This window comes from Saccharopolyspora sp. 6M (assembly GCF_020176775.1).
In the GTDB taxonomy this organism is placed as follows: domain Bacteria; phylum Actinomycetota; class Actinomycetes; order Mycobacteriales; family Pseudonocardiaceae; genus Saccharopolyspora_C; species Saccharopolyspora_C gregorii.
Window position 1 is genome coordinate 22,247 of sequence record NZ_JAIUJZ010000101.1, and the last position, 21,117, is coordinate 43,363.

A 21,117-nucleotide genomic window follows, 5' to 3' on the forward strand; every position below is an offset into this window, starting at 1 on the left:
ACCGGGGGGAGCGGCTTGCTCTGCTCGGCGGCTTCCGAGCGGTGGGAACCGGGGGCAGAGTCGGTGCGTCCGAACCGGCGGTGGCGAACGGTCCAGCGCCGGTCGGCACCATTACGGCTCGGCCCGCTCCCGAGGACCTCCTCGGTCGCGCGCTGAGGCCCAGCCCCCGTAGCCCAACTGGCAGAGGCAGACGACTTAAACTCGTCCGAGTGTCGGTTCGATCCCGACCGGGGGCACCACAGCACGACGGCGACCCGCCACCACCCGGCGGGCCCCGCCCGCAGGGACCCGGCTGACGGCGTCGCGCCGGAAGCTTCGAGGTCCCCGCGGCGGCGAACGCCCGCGATCCGACCGCCCCGAGGGCGTTCCCGGCCGGCGCGCCACCTCCACACCCGGCAGCCCGGCAACGGCTCGACCGGGTACCCGATTCCCCGTGGAGCGGACCGAGCCCATTCGCACCGGACGCCCGGCGGAGCCGTGCTCAGGACATCACGAAGACGCGGATTTCCCCGACCACCATGAGTGGTCGGGGTGTTTCCGCGTACTCTCGTGATCGCTCGGTGGTTCTCGATTCCGGTGCGGTGTGACGGACCGGATTCCGCTTGCTGCCGGCGGAAGCCAGGTGGTGCGGTGTGCCGCTGACGAAACCCCCAGTCACCTCAGCGGCACACCTACCGCCACTCGGCTGCTGTCCGGACCGTTCGGTCGGTTCGCGCGCATCGACCGTCCGTGGCCCGTTCGGCGCAGCCCGTGTCAGAGCATGGCAGGAGACGGCGTGGATGTGTGCTGGCCCGCGTCCGGAGCGTGGTGAAGTACCTGCTCAACGGCGGGTACCGGATTTTCCGGTCCGGATCCGGACCGGAGGAGGACGGGGATGACGGACCGGAAAGCGGGGGCTTCGGCGACGGGCACCGGCGTGCGGGCGCTGTTCGCGGAACGGTTCGCGCTGCTGTACGTGACCGCGGGCGACCCTCCGCTGAAGCGGGTGGCCGACGCCGTGGAGCGGGCCCGGCGGCTCGACGAGCGCGGCAGGCCGATCCGGTCCACCGCTCAGCGGATCAGCGACTGGCGGCGCGGGCGCAACGTGCCCGCCCGGTTCGCCGCGCTCTCCGTGGTGCTCGAAATCCTCATCGGCGAGGCCCGCAAGCACCAACCGCAACCTCCGGTGGAAGGACTGTACGACCTGTCGGCCTGGCGGGCCCGTTGGGAAGAAGCGCTCACCAGCCCGCTGAGCGCTCCCGACCCGGCACCCGCCGCGGAGGAGAGCGATGCCGCCGAGACCCCTCCCGTCGACGGAGGGCTGTGCCCCTACCGCGGGCTGGCCGCGTTCGGGCAGGAGGAGTCCGGTTGGTTCTTCGGGCGGGAGCGCGCGACGACCACGCTGGTGGAACGCCTCGCCGCCGCTGCCGACGAAGGCGGCATCACGATGCTGGTCGGTGCCTCCGGTGCCGGGAAGTCCTCGCTGCTGGGCGCCGGCCTGCTCCCCGCGCTCACCGGAGGGGCGTTGGCCGAGCAGGGCTCCTCGACGTGGCCGGTCCGCACCACCACCCCGGGGGAGGACCCGCTCCGCGCGCTCACCGAGCTGATCCCCGAGCTCAACGAGGTCCTCGCCACCGCCGACCGCCGAGGTGCCGCACCGGGCGCAGCGGACCGGTGCGCCGAGGACGTGGAGGACCCGGGCTCGGAGGACCGGGATGCCGAAGCGGAGTTCCGCTTCGCCGAGTCGGTCCGGGACGCCGTCGCCGCGCACGTGCGCCGCGCCGCCGGCGACGAAGCGCGGCTGGTGCTGGTGGTGGACCAGTTCGAGGAGGCGTTCACGATGTGCCGGGACGAGCGCGCGCGAGCGCTGTTCGTCCAGGTGCTCAACGCCTGCTGCACGACGGGATTCGCGGGCGGCACCCCGCCGGGGCTGGTGGTGCTGGGCTTGCGGGCCGACTTCTACGCCCGCTGCCTGGACTTCCCGGAACTCGCCGAAGCGCTCCAGCACCGGCAGATGGTCCTGGGCGCGATGACCGTCGCCGAGCTGCGGAAGGCCATCACCGGGCCGGCGAAGGCGACCGGGCTGCAGATCGAACCGGGCCTGGTGGACGTGCTGCTGCGCGACCTCGGGGTCAGCGTCGGCCGCGCGTACGGCAAACCGTCCCAGCGGGCCTACGACGCCGGTGCGCTGCCGCTGCTCTCGCACGCGCTGATGGTCACCTGGCAGCGCAGGCAGTCGGGGAAGCTCACCATCGCCGGTTACCGCGCGGCAGGCGGCATCCAGGGCGCGGTGGCGGCCACCGCGGAACGCGCGTGGGCGGAACTCGCCGAAGGCGGGCAGGCCGCGGCGCGGCAGGTGCTGCTGCGGCTGGTGCACGTCGGCGAGGACACCCAGGACACCCGCAGGCGCGCCACCTACACCGAGATCGTCGAGCACGCCGAACACCGCGACGCCGCGGCACGGGCGCTGAACGTGCTCACCACGGCGCGGCTGGTCACCTTGGACGCCGACTCGGCCGAGATCAGCCACGAAGCCCTGCTGTACGCGTGGCCCCGGCTGCGCAGCTGGATCGACCAGGACCGGGCGGGCAACCTCGCCCGGCAGCGGCTGGAACGGGACGCCGAGTCGTGGCGGCAGGAGGACCGGGACCCTTCGCTGCTGTACCGCGGGGCGCGGCTGGAAACGGCCCAGCACTGGGCTGACCAGGTCGGTTCGGCGGAACTGGCGCCGATCAGCCACGAGTTCCTCCACGCGTCGATGCGGCACCGGCGCCGGGCCGGGTGGTTCCGGCGCGGCACGGCGGCCGCGGTGTGCGTGTTCGCCGCGGTCGCCGCCGTGGCGGCCGTGCTCGCCGTGCGGGAACGGGACGACGCCGAGTTCCGACAGGTGCTGGCGCAGGCCGACCGGCTGCAGGCCGGAGACCCCTCCGCCGCGGCCAAGCTGAACCTGGTGGCCGAGCGGCTGCGGCCGGACGACGAGGGCGTGTACACGCGGCTGCTGTCCACCCAGAACTCGCCGTTGAGCATGCCGGTGCGCGGGCACGAAGGGCCGGTGTACCTGACCACGTTCAGCCCGGACGGGCGCACGCTCGCCACCGCCAGCTACGACGAGACCGTGCGGCTGTGGGACGTCTCCGACCGGATGCACCCGAAGCAGCTGGGCAAGCCGCTGACCGGGTTCGGCAGCTGGGTCACCTCGGCCGTGTTCAGCCCCGACGGCCGTACCCTCGCGGCGGCGGGCGACGACCACCTGGTGCGGCTCTACGACGTGTCCGACCCGGCTCGGCCGGAGTCGCTGGGCCCGCCGATCGGCGGCACCGACGGCACCATCTACCTGCTCGCCTTCAGCCCCGACGGCCGTACGCTGGCCACCGCCAACGAGGACCGGACCGCCCGGCTGTGGAACGTGACCGACCCCGCCCGGCCGGTGCCGTGGGGCGATCCGCTGACCGGGCACTTCGCGCAGGTCCGCACCCTGGCGTTCACCCCGGACGGCCGCACGCTGGCGACCAGCGGCGACGACCGGACCGTCCGGCTGTGGAACGTGGCGGACCCGGCCCGCCCGACGCCGCTGGGGCAGCCGCTGACCGGGCACACCGGGGGCATGCACACGGTGGCGTTCAGCCCGGACGGCCGGACGCTCGCCTCCGGCAGCTCGGACAAGACGATCCGGCTGTGGGACGTGCACGACCCGGCCCGCGCCGAGCAGCTCGGACCCGCGCTCATCGGGCACAACGCCCCGGTGTGGTCGGTGAAGTTCAGCCCCGATGGCCGCACGCTGGCCTCGGGCAGCGCGGACAGCTCGGCGCTGCTGTGGAACGTGACCGACCCGGCGAACGCGACCCGGCTGGGGCAGAGCCTCAGCTCGGGCAGCAGCACCGTGTTCGCGGTCGGGTTCAGCCCGGACGGCGCCACCCTGGCGACCGGAGCGGACGACGGCACGGTGCGGCTGTGGTCGCTGCCGGAACGGATCCTGTCCGGGCACACCGCGCGCGTGAACACCGCGCTGTTCAGCCCGGACGGGCGAACGTTGATCACCGCGGGCGACGACCACACGATGCGGGTGTGGGACGTCTCCACCCGGGTGCCGCGCCAGGTGGCCGGTCCGCTGGAGGTCTACGACGGCCCGGTCGGGTCGGTGTACGCGGCGGCGTTCAGACCGGACGGGCGCATCCTGGCCACCGGCGGGGGCTCCGGCACGGTGCGGTTGTGGGACATGCGGGACCGGTCGGCGCCGAAACCGCTCGGGCGGTCGTTCAAGGTCAACACCCGCTACGCGGGCGAGGTGGAGTTCAGCCCGGACGGGCGGACGTTGGTGACCTGCGACGACGACCACAGCGTGCAGTTGTGGAACGTCGCCGATCCCGAGAACCCGGTGCGGGTGGGCGGGCCGCTGACCGGCCACCGCGGCTACATCAACGAGGCGAACTTCAGCCCGGACGGCCGCCTGCTGGCGACGGCGAGCAGCGACGGCACCGTCCGGATGTGGGACGTCTCCGACCGCGCGCACGCGAAGCTGGTGGGGAAACCGCTGGACACGGGCGACACGGAGACCTACACGGCGAGCTTCAGCCCGGACGGGAACACGATCGCCACCGCGGGCCAGGACAAGGCGGTCCGGCTGTGGGACGTCTCGGACCCGGCCGCGCCCCGGCTGCGGGCGAACCCGCTGATCGGGCACACCCAGATCGTCAAGACCGCGGTGTTCAGCCCGGACGGCGAGACGCTGGCCACCGCGGGCGAAGACCGCACCGTCCGGTTGTGGGACGTGTCGGACCCGCAGCGGCCGTCGCCGATCGGCAACAGCGTCGCCGAGCACCAGGCCGCGGTGAACACGGTGTCGTTCAGCCCGGACGGCCGCACCTTCGCCACGTCCAGCGGCGACAACACCGCGCAGCTGTGGGACTTGGACGAGCAGTACGCGATCGACCGGATCTGCGCCACCACCCGCGGGGTGCTGCCGCGCGCGCAGTGGGAGCAGACCATTCCGCAGACCCCGTACTCGCCGCCCTGCACCTGACCGCGGGGCCGCGGCGCGGCGATCAGCGGCCGAACAGCTCCCGCACCCGGTCGCCGAAGCCGAGCACCGCCGCCCGGCACTCCCGCAGCGCGTCCGGGTAGGTGCGGGTGTCGGCGAGCGCGGTGCGCCAGTCGCGGCCGTCGACCACGGTCACGCGGTGGCGGAACCCGTGGAACTTCGACGCGAACGGGTCGACGACCACGACGCGCCGTCCCAGCAAGGTCGCCCAGTAGGCGCCGTGGTACGAGTTCGTCACCACCACCTCGCCGGACGCGAGGAAGTCCAGCGTCTCGCCGAGGTCGTGGTGCCCGTTGGTGAGCATCGGGAACTCGGCGAGGTCGGCGGGGAACGGCAGCTTCCGGTCGCGGTGCCGGTAGGCGACGACGTCGTGGCGAGGTTCGCCCGGATCGTCGAGTTCCGGCAGCAGGGCGCTCGTGCACGGCACCCACTCGCGGCCCCCGGGGCCCGGGCGGTCGCGCAGCCCGACCAGGTCGAACCGGTCCAGGACCTGGAGCTCCTCGATCGAGTGCCGCTCGTTGTTGTTGTGCCCGGCTCCCCAGACGACGAGCTTCGGCGGGCGCAGCGACAGCAGGTGGTCGAGCTGCCGGTCGAAGAACCCGGTGCCGAGGAGCCCGCCACCGCCGTAGATGACGTGGGCGTGGCGCAACCGGTCCGCGTAGCGCGGGACGTCGTGCTCGATGTCGATGGTGGTGGCGTCCGACAGCCACGGGAAGTGCTCGACGTGGTCGGACGGCGGACAGGCCATGTCGCCGATGTTGTGCGGGTCGCGGCGGTGCACGACGAAGATCTCGGGCATGTGCGGCGGGGCTCCTCGGCTGCGGCCGTCGATCAGCGGTGCCGGGCGAGGTCGGCGAGTTCGGCCAGCACCGCGGGCAGTACCGCCGCGTCGAGGTGCTCGCGCACGGCGCGGTGGTTCGCGGTGAGCAGCTCGGCGGCCGAGTCGGGGTCGCGCAGCAGCGCCGCGACCTCGCCCACCGCGTCCGGCCCGGGGACGTGCAGGCCGAGGGCGCGGAGCTCGTCGAGCACCGGGTAGGGACCGGCCACGACGAGCCGTCGGGCGGCGGCGGCCTCGGCGACCGGCAGTCCCCAGCCCTCCCAGGTGGAGGGCAGCAGCACCAGGTCGGCGGCGGCGTACATGTCGGCCTGCTCGGCGACGTGCCCGCGCAGCGGTGCGGGCACGGTGGCCAGCGCCTCCGCCACCGGTCCGGCGGGCGCGGGCGCGTCGTCGGTGAGCCAGTAGCGCACCGGCCGGCCGAGCCGTTCCCGCAGCTCGGCGGCGATCCGGACCGCGCCGGGGATGTTCTTGTTCGCGCCTTCGGCCCGCGCCGGGTGCAGCATGAGCACCTCGTCCGGTGCCACGCCGAGCCGGGTTCGGGTGCGGTCGCGGTCGCCGCCGGTGAGCCGGTCGACGTGCACCCGGTTGTGCACGACGCGCAGCGCGCCCGTCCGCCGCAGTTCGGGCCAGCGGGCGGCGAACTCGCCCGCGGTGCGCTCGTTGATCAGCACGTGCAGGTGCGCGGGGTGGTGCAGCGGCACCGCGTCTCCGTGCACGACGCGCAGCGGGGTGCCCTGCCAGGCGGGGTCGTGGTGGCGCAGCAGCACCGGTGTCCCGGTGTCCAGCGCGTGCCGCTCCCATGCGGTGGAGGCGTCCGGGGCGCTCCACAGCGATCCGGCGTTGTCCAGCACCAGCAGGTCGTGCTCGGCGCAGAGGCGTCGGATCGTCGCGTGGTCCACCGGCGGTGGATCACCACCGGGGCGGTCCGCCCACATGCCGGTCACCTCGACGTCGCCGGGTTCCCGGTCGACGAAGTGGCCGGCGGCCCGGGTGACCTGGTGGCCGAGCGCGCGGAACCCGGCCGCCCACTTGGCGGCCTCGATGCTCACGCCGTCGAATCCGCCCAGGCGGTGCGAGACGAGGCACACCCGCATGGGACTCCTTCCCTGGTGCCGTCGTGGTGTCGTGCTCTGATCCGGATTATTGCGAATGCGGCACGCAAGCGGTCTCGACACCGCCGCTTGCGTACAGTCCGCCGCATGCGTCTTCTGGCAACGTTGGGGAGTCTGCGCGCGGTGATCACGGTGTTGGTCGCCATCACCGCTGCGCAGATGGGGCTGGTCGCCTTCGGGAACATCACGGATTTCGGGACGAACGCGGCGTTCGTGCAGCACGTGTTCGCAATGGACACGACGTTCAATTCACCGGACACGATGTGGCGGTCGATCACGCATCCCGGTTTGTCGACGACCGCGTACCTCGTGGTCATCGGCTGGGAAGTGCTGATCACGGTGGTGCTCGTCGCCGCACTCGTCATGTGGCTCCGGTCGCACGCGGATGCGCGGCGCGCGGAGCTCGCGCGCCGGCTGGCGTCGGCGGGCTGGCTGCTGGAGGTGCTGCTGTTCGGCGGCGGTTTCATCGTGATCGGTGGTGAGTGGTTCATGATGTGGCAGTCCGAGAAGTGGAACGGGTTGCAGGCCGCGCTGCAGAACTTGATCATCGCCGCGATCGGCCTGATCCTGGTGCACCTCCCGTCGCGGGAATCCGGAACCGCGACCTGAGCGCGCGGGCGGTCCCGCGCTGAAGAACATCAACTGGGGGCCGGGTGATCGCGGCAGGAGGGCTGCGGTCACCCCGGCTCGAATCGAGCCGATCGGTCGTTTTCGGGGGAAATCGCCCATATCGCGGTCTGCGCGGTAGAAATCCACCGGCGAGAACCGGTGTCCGACGATTACCGTCGAGCACGTGCGAATCGTCTTCTCCAGCCTTTCCGGCCACGGCCACCTGTATCCGCTGATCCCGCTGGCGCGGGCCGCGCGTGCGCACGGCCACGACGTCCTGTTCGCCACCGGCGACCCGTTCCGCGGCACGATCGAGGAGCTCGGACTGCGCTTCGCCGCGGTGGGCGTGCCGATCGGAGCCGGTTTCGCCGCGGCCTCGGGTGGGTCGTCGACGCGGCCGGAACCGGGTTCCGCGGAATGGCTGCGGCTGGTCTCCCTCGTGTTCGGCGCCGAGCTGCCGCGCCGCTACCTGGCCGACCTGCGTCCGGTGCTTACCGAGTTCAAGCCCGACCTGGTGGTGCACGAAGCGGGCAACCACGGTGCAGGGCTGGCCGCGCGGGAAGCGGGAATTCCCGGCGTGTGCCACGGTTTCGGACGCCAGTCCCCGGCGAACTACGCGGGTTTCGACCCTGCGCTGCGCTCGGTGGCGGCGGACGCCGGTATCGAACTTCCGGAGGGCGACCTGCGCACCTTGGGAAATCCGTTCCTGGACATCTTCCCGGCTTCGCTGCAACCGGCGGAATTCCTCGAATCGGTGGCGCGCTTCCCGCTGCGTCCCGTCCCGTTCGCGCCGTCCGGCGCACTGCCGCCGGAGGCGGTGGCGGAGCGGTCGCGGCCGCTGGTGTACCTGACCCTGGGCACCGGTTTCGGTGACGCGGCGGTGCTGCGGTCCGCGGTCGACGGGCTGGCCGCGCTGGAGGTGGACGTGCTGGTCGCGGCGGGGCCGAGCGTGCAGGCGGGGGCGTTGGGCGAGCTCCCGCCGAACGTCTCGGTGCACGAGTGGGTGCCGCAGGCGGAGCTGCTGGAGCACGTGGACCTGGTGGTGCACCACGGCGGCAGCGGAACGACGCTGGCCGCGCTCGGGGCCGGGTTGCCGCAGCTGTTCCTGCCGCAGGGCGCCGACCAGTTCGGCAACGCCGAGACGATCACCACCGCGGGTGGTGGTGAGCAGCTGCTCGGCGCGGAGGTCACCGCCGAGTCGGTGCGGACCGCGGCCGCGGCGCTGCTGGGCGATTCGCCGCACCGCCGCGTCGCTCGCCGGGTGGCCGCGGAGATCGCCGAGATGCCGAGCCCGGAGCGGGTGGCGGAGCGGCTTCCCGACTTCGCCCGCTGATCGACTTCGGTGGCCCGGTCCGCGGTGCGCGAGGCGCGGCCCGGGCCGACACACCGAGGCGCGATGGGCCGGACCGGTGTCGTGACGGCTCCGTAGAATCGCCCGGTGACTTCCGCGCAGAGCAGTCCCGTCGCCGAACCTGCCGCGCCCGACGCGCTGGAGGTGCTGCACCGCGTCTTCGGCTACGACTCGTTCCGGGGCCCGCAGCAGGACATCGTCGAGCACGTCGTCGGCGGCGGTGACGCGTTGGTGCTGATGCCGACCGGTGGCGGGAAGTCGTTGTGCTACCAGGTTCCGTCGCTGGTCCGCGACGGCGTGGGCATCGTCGTCTCGCCGCTGATCGCGCTGATGCAGGATCAGGTGGACGCGCTGACCGAGCTCGGGGTGCGCGCCGGGTTCCTCAACTCGACGCAGGACGCCGGGCAGCGCCGCGCCGTGGAGGCCGCGTTCCTGAACGGCGAACTGGACCTGCTGTACCTGGCGCCGGAGCGGCTGCGCGTCGAATCCACGTTGTCCTTGCTGGACAAGGGAGACATCTCGCTGTTCGCGATCGACGAGGCGCACTGCGTGGCGCAGTGGGGCCACGACTTCCGGCCGGACTACCTGGCGCTGTCGATGCTGCACGAGCGTTGGCCGGACGTGCCGCGGATCGCGCTGACCGCGACCGCCACCGAGGCCACCCGCGGGGAGATCGCGACCCGGCTGGACCTGACGCGGGCGCGGCACTTCGTGGCGAGCTTCGACCGCCCGAACATCCAGTACCGCATCGTCGGCAAGAGCGATCCGAAGCGGCAGCTGCTGAACCTGCTGCGCACCGAGCACCCCGGGGACGCGGGCATCGTCTACTGCCTGTCCCGGTCGTCGGTGGAGAAGACCGCCGACTTCCTCAGCCAGAACGGCATCCCGGCGGTGCCGTACCACGCGGGCCTGGACGCGGAGACGCGCGCGGCGCACCAGTCGAGGTTCCTGCGCGAGGACGGGCTGGTGGTGGTGGCGACCATCGCGTTCGGGATGGGCATCGACAAGCCGGACGTGCGGTTCGTGGCGCACCTGGACCTGCCCAAGTCGGTGGAGGGCTACTACCAGGAGACGGGCCGTGCGGGCCGTGACGGGCTGCCGTCCACCGCGTGGCTGGCCTACGGGCTGCAGGACGTCGTCCAGCAGCGCAAGATGATCAACAACTCCGAGGGCGACGACGCGCACCGCAGGCGGCTGGGCGCGCACCTGGATTCGATGCTCGCGCTGTGCGAGACGGTGGAGTGCCGCCGGGTGCAGCTGCTGGCCTACTTCGGCCAGGACGGGGAGCCCTGCGGCAACTGCGACACCTGCCTGAACCCGCCGGAGTCCTGGGACGGCACGATCGCCGCGCAGAAGCTGCTCTCCACGGTGTACCGGCTGCTGCACGAGCGTCGGCAGAAGTTCGGCGCGGGGCACGTCGTGGACATCCTGCTCGGCAAGCGCAACGACAAGGTCCAGCAGTTCCGGCACGACGAGCTCACCGTGTTCGGCGTCGGCGCGGATCTGAAGGAAGCGGAGTGGCGGGGCGTGGTGCGCCAGCTGCTGGCCCAGGGCCTGCTGGCGGTGGAGGGCGACTACGGCACGCTGGTGCTCACCGAGGCGAGCGGCGCGGTGCTGTCCCGGGAGCGCGAGGTGCGGTTGCGGCGCGAGCCGGAGAAGGCCGCGAAGGAGCCGAAGCAGGCCAAGGCCCGCAAGTCCGAGCAGGTCGAGCTGCCCGCCGAGGCGGCCCCGCTCTTCGAGCGCCTCCGCGCCTGGCGCGCGGCCACCGCGAAGGAGCAGGGCGTGCCCGCCTACGTGATCTTCCACGACGCGGTGCTGCGCCAGGTCGCGGCCCAGCGCCCGGCCACGCTCGACGAGCTGGGTGCGATCAGCGGCGTGGGCCAGAACAAGCTGGCCAAGTACGGCCGGTCACTCCTGGACGTGCTGGAAGAGGAGTGAGCGAGGCGGTCCCGGATCAGCTTCCGGGGCCGCCCGCGGACCTCGCCCTGCGTGCGGCGCTGCCGCTCGATCCGGCGCCATCCCGGCGTGGTGCCGAGGTTCGCGCGACGAGATCGGTCGCACGCGGCTCGCGCCGGACGTTCCGCGACCGCGCCATCACCCTCCGTGGTAATACCCCGCCCCGCCTCGACCGGGTCGTCGGGCATGGCACCCTGGTAGGGCTGAGGCCGGTGCGCACAGGGCGGGCGCGGCCGTGCGAGCGGGCCCGGGACGATCGCCGGGCGATGACCAGGAGTGGTTGAGTGTTCGACTTTATCCTCTATCCCGTGTCGGCCATCTTGTGGTTCTGGCACAGGGTTTTCGGCACCGTGCTGGGGCCGGACAACGGGTTCGCCTGGGCCTTGTCGGTGTTCTTCCTGGTGTTCACGCTGCGCGTGGTGCTGCTCAAGCCGGCGATCAGCCAGATGCGCGCCGGCCGGAAGATGGCGAAGTTCTCCCCGCAGATCCAGAAGCTGCGGGAGAAGTACAAGAACGACAAGCAGCGCATGGCGCAGGAGATGCAGAAGCTGCAGTCCGAGCACGGGGTGAACCCGATCGGCGGCTGCCTTCCTGCTCTGCTGCAGATCCCGGTGTTCCTGAGCCTGTTCCACGTGCTGCGCGGGTTCACGCCGCAGGCGCAGAGCAACTACATCTTCGACCGCGCCGGGGTCGAGTCGTTCATCAACGCCGACATCTTCGGCGCGAAGCTCGGCAACTGGCTGAGCCAGCCCGCCGCGGTCCTCGAAGCCTTCGGCACCACGCGGCTGAACATGATCGCGGTCGGCCTGCCGCTGATGGTGATCGCGTCCATCGCGACGTTCACCACGATGCGCATGTCGATGAAGCGCCAGACAGACGCCTCGATGGCCAACCCGCAGACGGCCATGATGGGCAAGTTCATGATGTACGTCGCGCCGGTCGGCACGTTGTTCTCCGGCTGGGTGCTGCCGATCGCGATCGTCCTGTACTTCATGGCGAACAACATCTGGACGCTGGGCCAGCAGCACTTCCTGAGCAACAAGATCGACCGCGAGCAGGAGCGGGAGAAGCAGAAGGAGCTGGCGGCGAAGAAGGACGCGCCGCGGCCGAAGCCGGGGCAGAAGCCCGGCCAGGTGAAGAAGGCGGAGGAGACCGCCGACAGCGAGTCCGGCGGCGAGGACTCGGCCGCCTCGGCCACCGCCGTGAACGGCGCCAAGGCCACCGCGAACTCCGGCGGGGGCGGTGGCAACCGGCGCCCGCAGCAGAAGAAGCGACCGGGCAAGCAGGCGGCTTCGGCGAAGAAGGGCCAGAAGAAGCGGCGCTAGCCGGGCCGGTCCTGGACGAACGAAGAGCGGGGGTCCCGAAGTGGGAACCCCGCTCTCGTCGTAGCACCGGCCTCGATCAGGCCGGGGTGGCCACCACGATCCGGTTCTCGTCGTAGCCGAGGTCACCGCCCACGTACCGGCCACCGCAGGTGACCAGCACGAGCCGGTGTTCGCCGCCCTGGCCGAACAGCTCGGCGGCGCGGGCGGGCAGTTCCTCCTTGGACAGCGTGACGATCTCGGAGACCTGGTAGCGGTGCTCCGCCCCGTCGTCGTCGACGACGGTCACCAGCTGGTCGGGGGCGGAGTCCCACAGCTCTTCGAACGGGCCGACCGCTCCCTTCCAGTTCACGTGCCCGGCCAGCACCGTCGCGCCCTTCGGGGAGTCCAGCCCGGCACCCCACCACGTGGCTTCGTCGACGCCGTCCGGCACCGGGAGGGTGCCGCTGCGGTCGAGCTCCTTGCGCACCAGCTCCGCCTGGCCGCCCTGCGGTAGCCGGACGGTTCCCGGTGGTTGCCCCGCCGGGACGTGCACCGGTTGCGGCGGCAGGTCCGCGGCCTGCACGGGCGCGGGTGCCGGCTCGACCGCGGCCGCCCGGGGCGCCGCGGCCGGTTCCTCGGTGCGCAGCACCATGCCCGTCACGACGGCCACCACCGCGACGAGCGCGACCACGCCGGCCAGGGCCAGCGTGATCAGGCGCCGCTTCGGCGCGGTCAACGCTCACCCGCCGTCGCGAGCCGCTTGCGCCACGCCACGCCACCGGCGACCGCGGTCCCGGTGAGCGCCAGCGCACCCAGACCCAGCAGGCCGGGGGAGACGGCACCGTCGCCACCGACGGCGCTCAGCTCCACCACGCCACCGCTGGTGCCCGGGTCACCGGCCGGGATGAAGATCGGCACGGTGGGGGTGTTGGCCTTGTTCGTCACGGTGAGCGCCAGCGTGCCGCCGGGTTCGACGGTGCCCGCGACCGACGGCGGGTTCGCCGCGTCGAAGGCCTCCTCGTAGCCCTTCGCGGGCGCCACCTCGGTGATCATGATCTCTTGCGGGGTGCGCAGGTCCGCGATCTCGACCGTGCCCTGGTCGCCGGTGGTGACCACGGCGGGCTGCCCGTCGGGACCGGTGAGCTCGGTGCCGTCCTGCTTCAGCGCCGGCTTGCCGTCGGGCAGGCTGACCCGCAGCGCGACACCGGCGATGCCCGCGCCGCTCTCCTCGTCGATCTTGCCGACGGCGACCTTGCCGGGCGCGGTGACCGCGGTGGTGACGTCCTCGACCTTGACCTGGTCCTCCCCGCCGGTGGACACCACGCGCTGCACACCGTCCGGGTTCTCGACGGCCTGCTGCACGTAGGGGCGTTCGGCGGGGGTGGACAGCTCCCCTTCGACCTTCGGATTCGGCCCGGTGGGCGTCACCTTCAGGGTGAGCGGGTCGCCGCTGTCCGGCGTGGTGATCGTGCCGTCCTCGTCGAGGCCTTCGACCTCGGCGTCGGTGGCGGTGATCTTCACCGGGACGCCGGTGACGCCGGTGCCGTCCGGGTGCTCGACGGTGACGGTCCAGTCGGCGGCCTCACCGATGACCTGCTCCTGCTCGGGAGCGGTCAGCGAGGCCTCCCACGGTCCGCGGTTCTTCTCCGCGTCCCCGCGCAGCTGCTCCACGGCGTCCTTGGCCCCCTGCGGCAGCTTGCCGAGCTGGAAGTCGATGTCGTAGCCGATCTCCTGGAACGGCTTGCCCGGGTCGAGGTCGCTGGGGTCGCGGGGCGCGGAGGTCCACGAGTGCAGCAGGTGCGCGAGCGCCGCCGCCTCGTCCGCGTCCTGCGTGTTGCCGTAGCGCAGCAGCAGGTAGGAGATGTTCGCCGCCACGTCGTCCGGTAGCGGGTCACCCCACTTGGTGAGCAGTTCGTCGCCCGGCTCGTACTGCTCGCCGGTGTCCGGCGCCTTCAGCGCGAACCGGACGCACCACACCTGCTTGTCGCCGACGATGTAGGAGCCGAGCCAGTCCCGGTCGCGCTCGATGCCCGCGTAGGGCTGTCCCGGTGTCGTCTCGTGGCCTATCCCTTCCTCCGGCGCGGCGATGGCCGTTCCCGTGGTCGCCAGCAGTCCGCTGCCGGCGAGCACAGCGGAACCCACCGCCGCTGTGATCAACTTCCTGAACGTGCGCATGCATGCTCCAGTCTCGGTCTGGGAGATCAGGGCGTCGGCGTGCTTGCTCTCCGGCGCGCACCACCGCGATGTGGTGCGGACCGGGTGCGAAAGCCCCCGACACGGCACACGGACACCCGAGCCGCATCCTTCCGATCACGCAGGGTGGCCACAAGGGGCCAACCGATCTATTCGCGGCCATGACGCGCCGCGTTTTTCCCAGCCGGATTCCGCCGGTCCTCACTCGTTCGGTCGCAGCGCAACACCCGTTCACGAGCCGACCAGGCACGCGCGGCGACACCTGTGAAAGGTTGCGACGTTCCGTGACCGGGTTTTCGCCAGTTGGCCGCGCGCGGGCGGGCGCGGAAACCGGGGGCGGAGCCGCCCGTCGCGGCGGGGGTAAAGTCTGCTTTACCCGCAGGGAACCGACCGGCAGCTTCGGTCGTTGTACCGGAGACGGCGCAAAGCACGCCCAGGAGGACGAGTTGCGCACTACGAGCAACCCAGCGTTCAAGAACCTGCCGAGCAACGGCGGGTACGCGAACTTCAACCACGGCCAAGGCGGCTTCGGCGCGCCCGGCCAGGCACCGGCCGCGCCGCCGCAGGCGACGCGTCCGATGACCATCGACGACGTGGTCACCAAGACGGCGATCACGCTCGCGCTGACCATCGCGACCGGTGCGGCGACCTACGTCTCCGGCCTGTACGCGCTCGCGCTGCCCGCGGCGATCATCGGTCTGGTGCTGTCGCTGGTCATCATCTTCAAGAAGAAGGTCAGCCCCGCCCTCGTGATCGCCTACGCGGCGGTCGAGGGCGTGTTCCTCGGTGGCATCAGCTACGTCATCGGCGGTGCGGTCGACAACTTCACCGGCGGCGGTGGCTCCGGGATCATCATGCAGGCCATCGCGGGCACCATGGGCGTGTTCGCGGCCATGCTCGTGGTCTACAAGACCGGCGCCATCCGAGTCACGCCGAAGCTGACCAAGTGGATCATCGGCGCGGCGGCCGGTGTGGCGATCCTGATGCTGCTGAACCTGGTCGCCGGCTTCTTCACCGCCGGCGGGCTGGGGCTGCGCGACGGCGGGCCGCTCGCCATCGTGTTCAGCCTGGTGTGCATCGGCATCGCCGCGTTCAGCTTCCTGCTGGACTTCGACGCCGCCGACAAGGCCATCAAGAGCGGGGTGGACGCCAAGTTCGCCTGGTACGTGGCCTTCGGCCTGATGACCACCCTGGTCTGGCTGTACCTGGAGATCCTGCGACTGCTGTCGTACTTCCAGAACGACTAGCACCAGGACGAGAAAGGGCCTCCCTCCACAAGGAGAGAGGCCCTTTCCCATGCCTTCATCCCGTCAGCGGCGAAGCCGCTGAACAACGACCACCTGAGCAACCGGCCCGACCGCTGAGGTTCCGCCACCCACCCCGCTCAGCAGAACGAGCGAGACAACAGTCTCAGCTCAGCCGCTCGAGGACCATGGCCATGCCTTGTCCCCCACCCACGCACATCGTCTCCAGGCCGAACTGCTTGTCGTGCCACTGCAGCGAGTTGATCAGCGTGGTGGTGATGCGCGCACCGGTCATGCCGAACGGGTGGCCCACCGCGATGGCGCCGCCGTTGACGTTCAGCTTCTCCAGCGGGATGCCCAGGTCCTGGTAGGACGGGATGACCTGCGCGGCGAACGCCTCGTTGATCTCCACCAGGTCGATGTCCCCGATGCCGAGCCCGGCCCGCCGCAGCGCCTGCTGGGACGCCTCCACCGGCCCGAGGCCCATGATCTCGGGGGACAGCCCGGACACGCCGGTGGAGACGACGCGGGCGAGCGGGGTGAGGCCGAGCTGCTTGGCCTTCACATCGCTCATGACGACGAGCGCGGCGGCGCCGTCGTTGAGCGAGCAGCAGTTGCCCGCGGTGATCCGGCCGTCGGGGCGGAACACCGGCTTGAGACCGGACACTGCTTCCTTGGTGACCCCGGCGCGCGGCCCGTCGTCGGTGTCGACGATGGTGCCGGACGGCGTGGTGACGGGGGTGATCTCGCGGGCCCAGAAGCCGTCGGCGATGGCCTTCTCCGCGAGGTTCTGCGAGCGCACCCCGAACTCGTCCATCTCGTCGCGGCCGATGCCCTTGGCGCGCGCCAGGTTCTCCGCGGTCTGGCCCATCGGGATGTAGACGTCGGGCACCTCGCCGAACTCGCGCGGGTCGACCCACTCGTCGGCGCCCTGCTCGGCGGTGGCCTTGGTGCGGGCTTCGGCGTCGGCGAACACGGGGTTCTGCGTGTCGTCGAGCGAGTCCGAGTTGCCCTTCGCGAACCGGGACACGGCTTCCACCCCGGCGCTGATGAACACGTCGCCTTCACCGGCCTTGATGGCGTGCAGCGCCATCCGCGTCGTCTGCAGGCTCGACGAGCAGTACCGGGTGATGGTGGTGCCGGGCAGGTGGTCGTAGCCGAGCAGGACGGAGACGACGCGGCCCATGTTGAAGCCCTGCTCGCCGCCGGGGAGACCGCAGCCGAGCATCAGGTCGTCGATCTCCGCCGGGTCCAGTTCCGGCACCTTGTCCAGGGCGGCGCGCACCATCTGCGCGGCGAGGTCGTCGGGGCGCACATCGACCAGGGAACCCTTGCCTGCGCGGCCGATGGGCGAGCGCGTGGCGGACACGATCACTGCTTCGGGCATGCGGGAACTCCTTCGTTCGCCTACGGGTCGCGGCGCCGACCGCGAGGTCGACTTCTCGCGCCACTGTAAGACCGCCACCGGCCGGGACGTGCTGAGACGACCGTCACCAGCACCTCGGTGGGAGCGCCGTCGGCAGGCCGGTCAGCTGCCGGGGTGCCTGCCGAAGCGCTGGTTCAGCCGGGCGACGACGCGGCTGGTGGGGCGCCTGGCCTCGGCGGCGGAGGAGCGGACCGGTGGCTGCGGCACCGGCGGCCCGTGCCATTCGCCGATCGCCGAGCACAGCGCGGGCAGCAGCAGTCCGGCGGCGGCCTCGTACCCGGCGGCCGACGGGTGGAACCGGTCGGGGCTGAACAGCTCCTGCGGGCGGGTGAGGAATTCGGGGGAGAGCAGGTCGGCCAGCGGCACCGCGAACCCGCCCGCTTCTTCCACGGCGTGCCGTTGCGCGCGGCCCAGCGCGAGGCTCCACGAGGAGGCCACCGACCGCAGCGGCTGCGGGATGGGCCGGATCGCCCCCAGGTCGGGGCAGGTGCCGACGACCACGCCGACACCCGCTTCGCGCAGCCGGGCGACCGCGTCGCCGAGCAGCGCGGCGCATTCGGCCACGGATTGCCGGGCGGTCACGTCGTTCGCGCCGATGATGATCAGGGCGAGCCGCGGTGGCACCACGAGCGATGCCTCGACCTGCGCGGCCAGGTCCCGCGAGGTGGAGCCCACGATGGCGTAGGTGGTCAGCTCGACGGGGTTCTCCAGTTCGGCGGCGACGCCGCGGGCGATGCGCACCCCGGGCAGCTCGTCGGGGGCGTCCACGCCGAGCCCGGCGGCCGAGGAGTCCCCGAGCACCGCGAACAGGAGCGGGGACTCACCGGTGGGGGAGGCGGCGACAGGGCCGGTGCCGTCCGGCAGGTGCACCCCGTCGGCGCGAAACGGCACCCCGGTCGGCTCGCCGATCGCGCGGCGCGCGTACCAGGACTGCCCGTTGAGCAGGCCGTACGCGGCGCCGGACACCCCGCCGACGGCTCCCGCCGCCACCAGTGCCAGCCGCAGCATCCGCGTTCCGACCATGCCCGCTCCTCCTCGCGCCACACCGACGCTCCGCGAATTCTCGTCCTGTACATGAATACGCCCTCAGCCGGGAAAACGTTCCCACCGGGCCGCCGCTTCGGGCGATCCGGGCGGCGCGCCCAGGGACCACCCGTGCGCCACGAGCCGGGAAACCGCCGCTTAGGCTCAGCCGCACAACGTCGCGGAGAGCGAAAGGGACTCGCTGTGGACTACGTCGAGCACGTGATCGACCTCGTCGGCAACACCCCGCTGGTGCGGTTGAACTCGCTGGCGGGATCGGCTTCGACGCCGGTGCTGGCGAAGGTCGAATACCTGAACCCCGGCGGCAGCGTCAAGGACCGCATCGCGCTGCGCATGGTGGAGGCGGCGGAGGAGTCCGGCGAGCTGAAGCCGGGCGGCACCATCGTCGAGCCGACCTCCGGCAACACCGGCGTGGGCTTGGCGATGGTGGCCCAGCGCAAGGGCTACCGCTGCGTGTTCGTCTGCCCGGACAAGGTCAGCGAGGACAAGCGGGCCGTGCTGGAGGCCTACGGCGCCGAGGTCGTGGTGTGCCCGACCGCGGTGCCGCCGGAGCACGCCGAGTCGTACTACAGCGTCTCGGACCGGCTGGTCACCGAGATCGACGGCGCGTGGAAGCCGAACCAGTACGCCAACCCCGCGAACCCGGAGTCGCACTACGCGAGCACCGGCCCGGAGATCTGGCGGCAGACCGAGGGCCGGATCACGCACTTCGTGGCGGGCATCGGCACCGGCGGCACCATCTCCGGCATCGGTCGGTACCTCAAGGAGGTCTCCGGCGGCAAGGTCAAGATCATCGGGGCGGACCCGGAGGGTTCCGTGTACTCCGGAGGCGGCGGGCGGCCGTACCTCGTGGAAGGCGTCGGCGAGGACTTCTGGCCGACGACCTACGACCGGAACATCTGCGACGAGATCGTGCCCGTCTCGGACGCCGACTCGTTCACCATGACCCGCGCCCTCGCCCGGGAGGAGGCGCTGCTGGTCGGCGGTTCCTGCGGGATGGCGGCGGCCGCCGCGCTGCGCGTCGCCGAGAGCACCGGGCCGGACGACGTGGTCGTGGTGCTGCTGCCCGACGGCGGCCGCGGCTACCTGGGCAAGGTCTTCAACGACTCGTGGATGGCGAAGTACGGTTTCCTGTCCCCGGACCACGCGGGCGGCGCCATCAAGGACGTGCTGCTGCGCAAGGACGGCACCCTCCCCGAACTCGTCCACGTTCACCCGAACGAGACCGTCGCCGAGGCGGTGGCGATCCTGCGCGAGTTCGGCGTGTCCCAGATGCCGGTCGTCAACGCGGAACCGCCGGTCATGGTCGCCGAGATCGCCGGAGCGGTGAACGAACGGGACCTGCTGGACGCGCTGTTCGCCGGCCGCGCGCAGCTCGCCGACCGCATCGAACAGCACATGTCCCCGCCGCTGCCCACCATCGGCGCAGGCGAGGAGGTCAGCGCTGCGATGGCGGCGCTGACCGACGCGGACGGGGCGATGGTGCTCATCGGCGGCAAACCGGCCGGTGTCGTCACGCGCCAGGACGTCCTCGCCTTCATCGCCGGACGTTGACTTCTGGTCACGAACGGCCGCTACGCTGCGACACATCGGATAGCGTGTGCACGATCAACACGCTCCGCAGATCCACGTTCCACGCCCAAGGGGGTCAGGAAACCCGATGAGCTCTCCGCAGCCGCCGGACGGCGGTCAGCAGGGACAGCAACCGCAGGGACCGGACTCGGAGGCCCAGGCCGCCGAGTCGAAGATCGGTTCCCAGCTGGACCCGCAGACCCCGGCCACCGACCAGTCCTCCGGCGCGGACGCCACTCAGGTCGTCCGCCCCGCGCAGACGGAGCAGGCCGCGGACCAGCCGTCCGCGCACGCCACGCAGGTGGTGCGCCCGCAGCAGACCGGTGGGGACTCCACCCAGGTCGTGCCACCGTCGATGCAGCCCGCGCAGCCGATGTACGAGCAGCCGGGACTCGCCGGGCAGGGCGGCGAGGCCGCTACCCAGATGGTGCCGCCGTCGGCTCAGCCCCCGCAGCCGATGTACAGCCAGCCGGGCACGCAGAGCCAGCCCGGTGGCTTCCCGCAGCAGCCCCCGCAGGCCGGTACTCCCGGTGGCGGGTTCCCGGCGCCGCAGGCCGGCTTCGGCGCACCGCCGCCGCAGGCCGGGCCGGGTGGCTACGGGCAGCCGGGGGCGGGGAACGGCATGCTCGCCAAGGTCACCGGCTGGGTGGCCGCCGTCCTCGGTGGGCTCAACGTGCTCTTCTCCCTCATCGGGATGTTCATCCCAGGGATCGGGTTCCCGGGCGGATTGGCGCTGCTGAGCCTCCTCGGCGTGATCGTGATGACGGTCGGCGGTGTGTTCCTGATCCTGCGCCAGCAGCTCGGGCCGTACTTGACCGCAGGTGGAGCGGGTCTCACCGCGTTGATCTCGTTGATCACCGCGATCGCTTTCGCCACGACCGTGCCACTGCTCATCGGCTACATCTTCGGCGCGATCATCCCGATCGCCATTGCTGTGCTGGCGGTGCTGCCCGCCACCCGCGAGTGGATCGCCGCCGCGCCCGCCGCCGAGGGCGGCCCGCAGCCCGGTTTCGCCGGACAGCCGTACGCGGCCCAGCCGCAGTTCGGCCAGCCCGGGCAGCCGCAGCCGGGCCAGCCCCCGTACGGCCAGCCGAACCCCTACGGCCAGCCCGGCCAGCAGTTCGGGCAGCCGAACCCGTACGGCCAGCCGGGGCAGCCGCAGCCGGGCCAGCCGTACGGCCAGCCCCAGTACGGCCAGCCGCAGCCGGGCCAGCAGCCGTACGGCCAGCCGCCGCAGTACGGCCAGCCCTACGGCCAGCCGCAGCCCGGACAGCCCCCGTACGGCCAGCCCCCGCAGTACGGGCAGCAGCCCGGTGGGTACCCGCAGCAGCCGGGGCAGCAGCCCCCGCAGTGGTGATCCGCTGATCCAGCCGCGGGGGGGGCCCCCCCCCCCCCCCCCGGGGGGGGCGGGGCGGCGGGGGGGGGGCCCGCGGGGCCCCCCCCCGCGCCCC

At 72.1% G+C, this 21,117-nt stretch carries 14 protein-coding genes and 1 tRNA gene; 9 read left to right on the forward strand and 6 right to left on the reverse strand.

Features of this window, described 5'->3' with window-relative positions; translation table 11 throughout:
• The first annotated feature begins 162 nt into the window (after positions 1-162).
• Both LCD31_RS15340 and LCD31_RS15345 read left to right on the forward strand, forming a co-directional pair.
• Positions 163-239, forward strand: a tRNA-Leu gene (locus tag LCD31_RS15340).
• Positions 240-874: 635 nt separating this feature from the next.
• Entirely contained in the window at positions 875-4,999 is a 4,125-nt protein-coding gene (locus LCD31_RS15345; protein ID WP_224958924.1) for an AAA family ATPase, read from the forward strand.
• Positions 5,000-5,021: 22 nt separating this feature from the next.
• Here the strand turns inward: LCD31_RS15345 and LCD31_RS15350 are convergent, their stop codons facing one another.
• Complete coding sequence (locus LCD31_RS15350; RefSeq protein WP_224958925.1) at positions 5,022-5,816, reverse strand: polysaccharide pyruvyl transferase family protein; 795 nt, start codon at positions 5,814-5,816, stop codon at positions 5,022-5,024.
• Between the two features lie 32 nt (positions 5,817-5,848).
• Positions 5,849-6,949, reverse strand: coding sequence for a glycosyltransferase (locus LCD31_RS15355; RefSeq protein WP_224958926.1), 1,101 nt, complete (start codon positions 6,947-6,949; stop codon positions 5,849-5,851).
• Between the two features lie 105 nt (positions 6,950-7,054).
• On the opposite strand from LCD31_RS15355, the gene LCD31_RS15360 reads away from it, so the two are divergent.
• The 4 genes from LCD31_RS15360 to yidC all read left to right on the forward strand — a co-directional run bounded on the left by LCD31_RS15360 (position 7,055) and on the right by yidC (position 12,208).
• On the forward strand, positions 7,055-7,576 hold the full coding sequence (locus LCD31_RS15360; protein ID WP_224958928.1) for a DUF2165 domain-containing protein: 522 nt from the start codon (positions 7,055-7,057) through the stop codon (positions 7,574-7,576).
• 184 nt (positions 7,577-7,760) lie between these two features.
• Entirely contained in the window at positions 7,761-8,909 is a 1,149-nt protein-coding gene (locus LCD31_RS15365; protein WP_224958930.1) for a glycosyltransferase, read from the forward strand.
• 105 nt (positions 8,910-9,014) lie between these two features.
• Positions 9,015-10,865: a DNA helicase RecQ gene (gene recQ / locus LCD31_RS15370; protein ID WP_224958932.1), complete on the forward strand. Its 1,851-nt coding sequence runs from the start codon at positions 9,015-9,017 to the stop codon at positions 10,863-10,865.
• A 326-nt stretch (positions 10,866-11,191) separates the two neighbouring features.
• Positions 11,192-12,208: a membrane protein insertase YidC gene (gene yidC / locus LCD31_RS15375; protein WP_373689984.1), complete on the forward strand. Its 1,017-nt coding sequence runs from the start codon at positions 11,192-11,194 to the stop codon at positions 12,206-12,208.
• A 76-nt stretch (positions 12,209-12,284) separates the two neighbouring features.
• Here yidC and LCD31_RS15380 read toward each other — a convergent pair whose 3' ends face one another.
• Positions 12,285-12,923, reverse strand: coding sequence for a class F sortase (locus LCD31_RS15380; RefSeq protein ID WP_224958935.1), 639 nt, complete (start codon positions 12,921-12,923; stop codon positions 12,285-12,287).
• Complete coding sequence (locus LCD31_RS15385; RefSeq protein ID WP_224958936.1) at positions 12,920-14,362, reverse strand: hypothetical protein; 1,443 nt, start codon at positions 14,360-14,362, stop codon at positions 12,920-12,922. The genes LCD31_RS15380 and LCD31_RS15385 overlap by 4 nt, the downstream gene beginning before the upstream one ends.
• Before the next feature lie 464 nt (positions 14,363-14,826).
• Between LCD31_RS15385 and LCD31_RS15390 the strand changes: the two genes are divergently transcribed.
• Complete coding sequence (locus tag LCD31_RS15390) at positions 14,827-15,627, forward strand: Bax inhibitor-1/YccA family protein (RefSeq protein ID WP_224958937.1); 801 nt, start codon at positions 14,827-14,829, stop codon at positions 15,625-15,627.
• A gap of 163 nt (positions 15,628-15,790) precedes the next feature.
• Here the strand turns inward: LCD31_RS15390 and LCD31_RS15395 are convergent, their stop codons facing one another.
• Positions 15,791-17,011, reverse strand: coding sequence for an acetyl-CoA C-acetyltransferase (locus LCD31_RS15395; RefSeq protein WP_224958938.1), 1,221 nt, complete (start codon positions 17,009-17,011; stop codon positions 15,791-15,793).
• 141 nt (positions 17,012-17,152) lie between these two features.
• Positions 17,153-18,073, reverse strand: coding sequence for an SGNH/GDSL hydrolase family protein (locus LCD31_RS15400; protein WP_224958939.1), 921 nt, complete (start codon positions 18,071-18,073; stop codon positions 17,153-17,155).
• A 204-nt stretch (positions 18,074-18,277) separates the two neighbouring features.
• Between LCD31_RS15400 and LCD31_RS15405 the strand changes: the two genes are divergently transcribed.
• Positions 18,278-19,648 carry a cystathionine beta-synthase gene (locus tag LCD31_RS15405; protein WP_224958940.1) on the forward strand — a complete coding sequence of 457 codons (1,371 nt, stop codon included), beginning with the start codon at positions 18,278-18,280 and terminating at the stop codon, positions 19,646-19,648.
• 106 nt (positions 19,649-19,754) lie between these two features.
• Entirely contained in the window at positions 19,755-21,023 is a 1,269-nt protein-coding gene (locus LCD31_RS15410) for a hypothetical protein (protein ID WP_224958941.1), read from the forward strand.
• Positions 21,024-21,117: the final 94 nt, after the last annotated feature.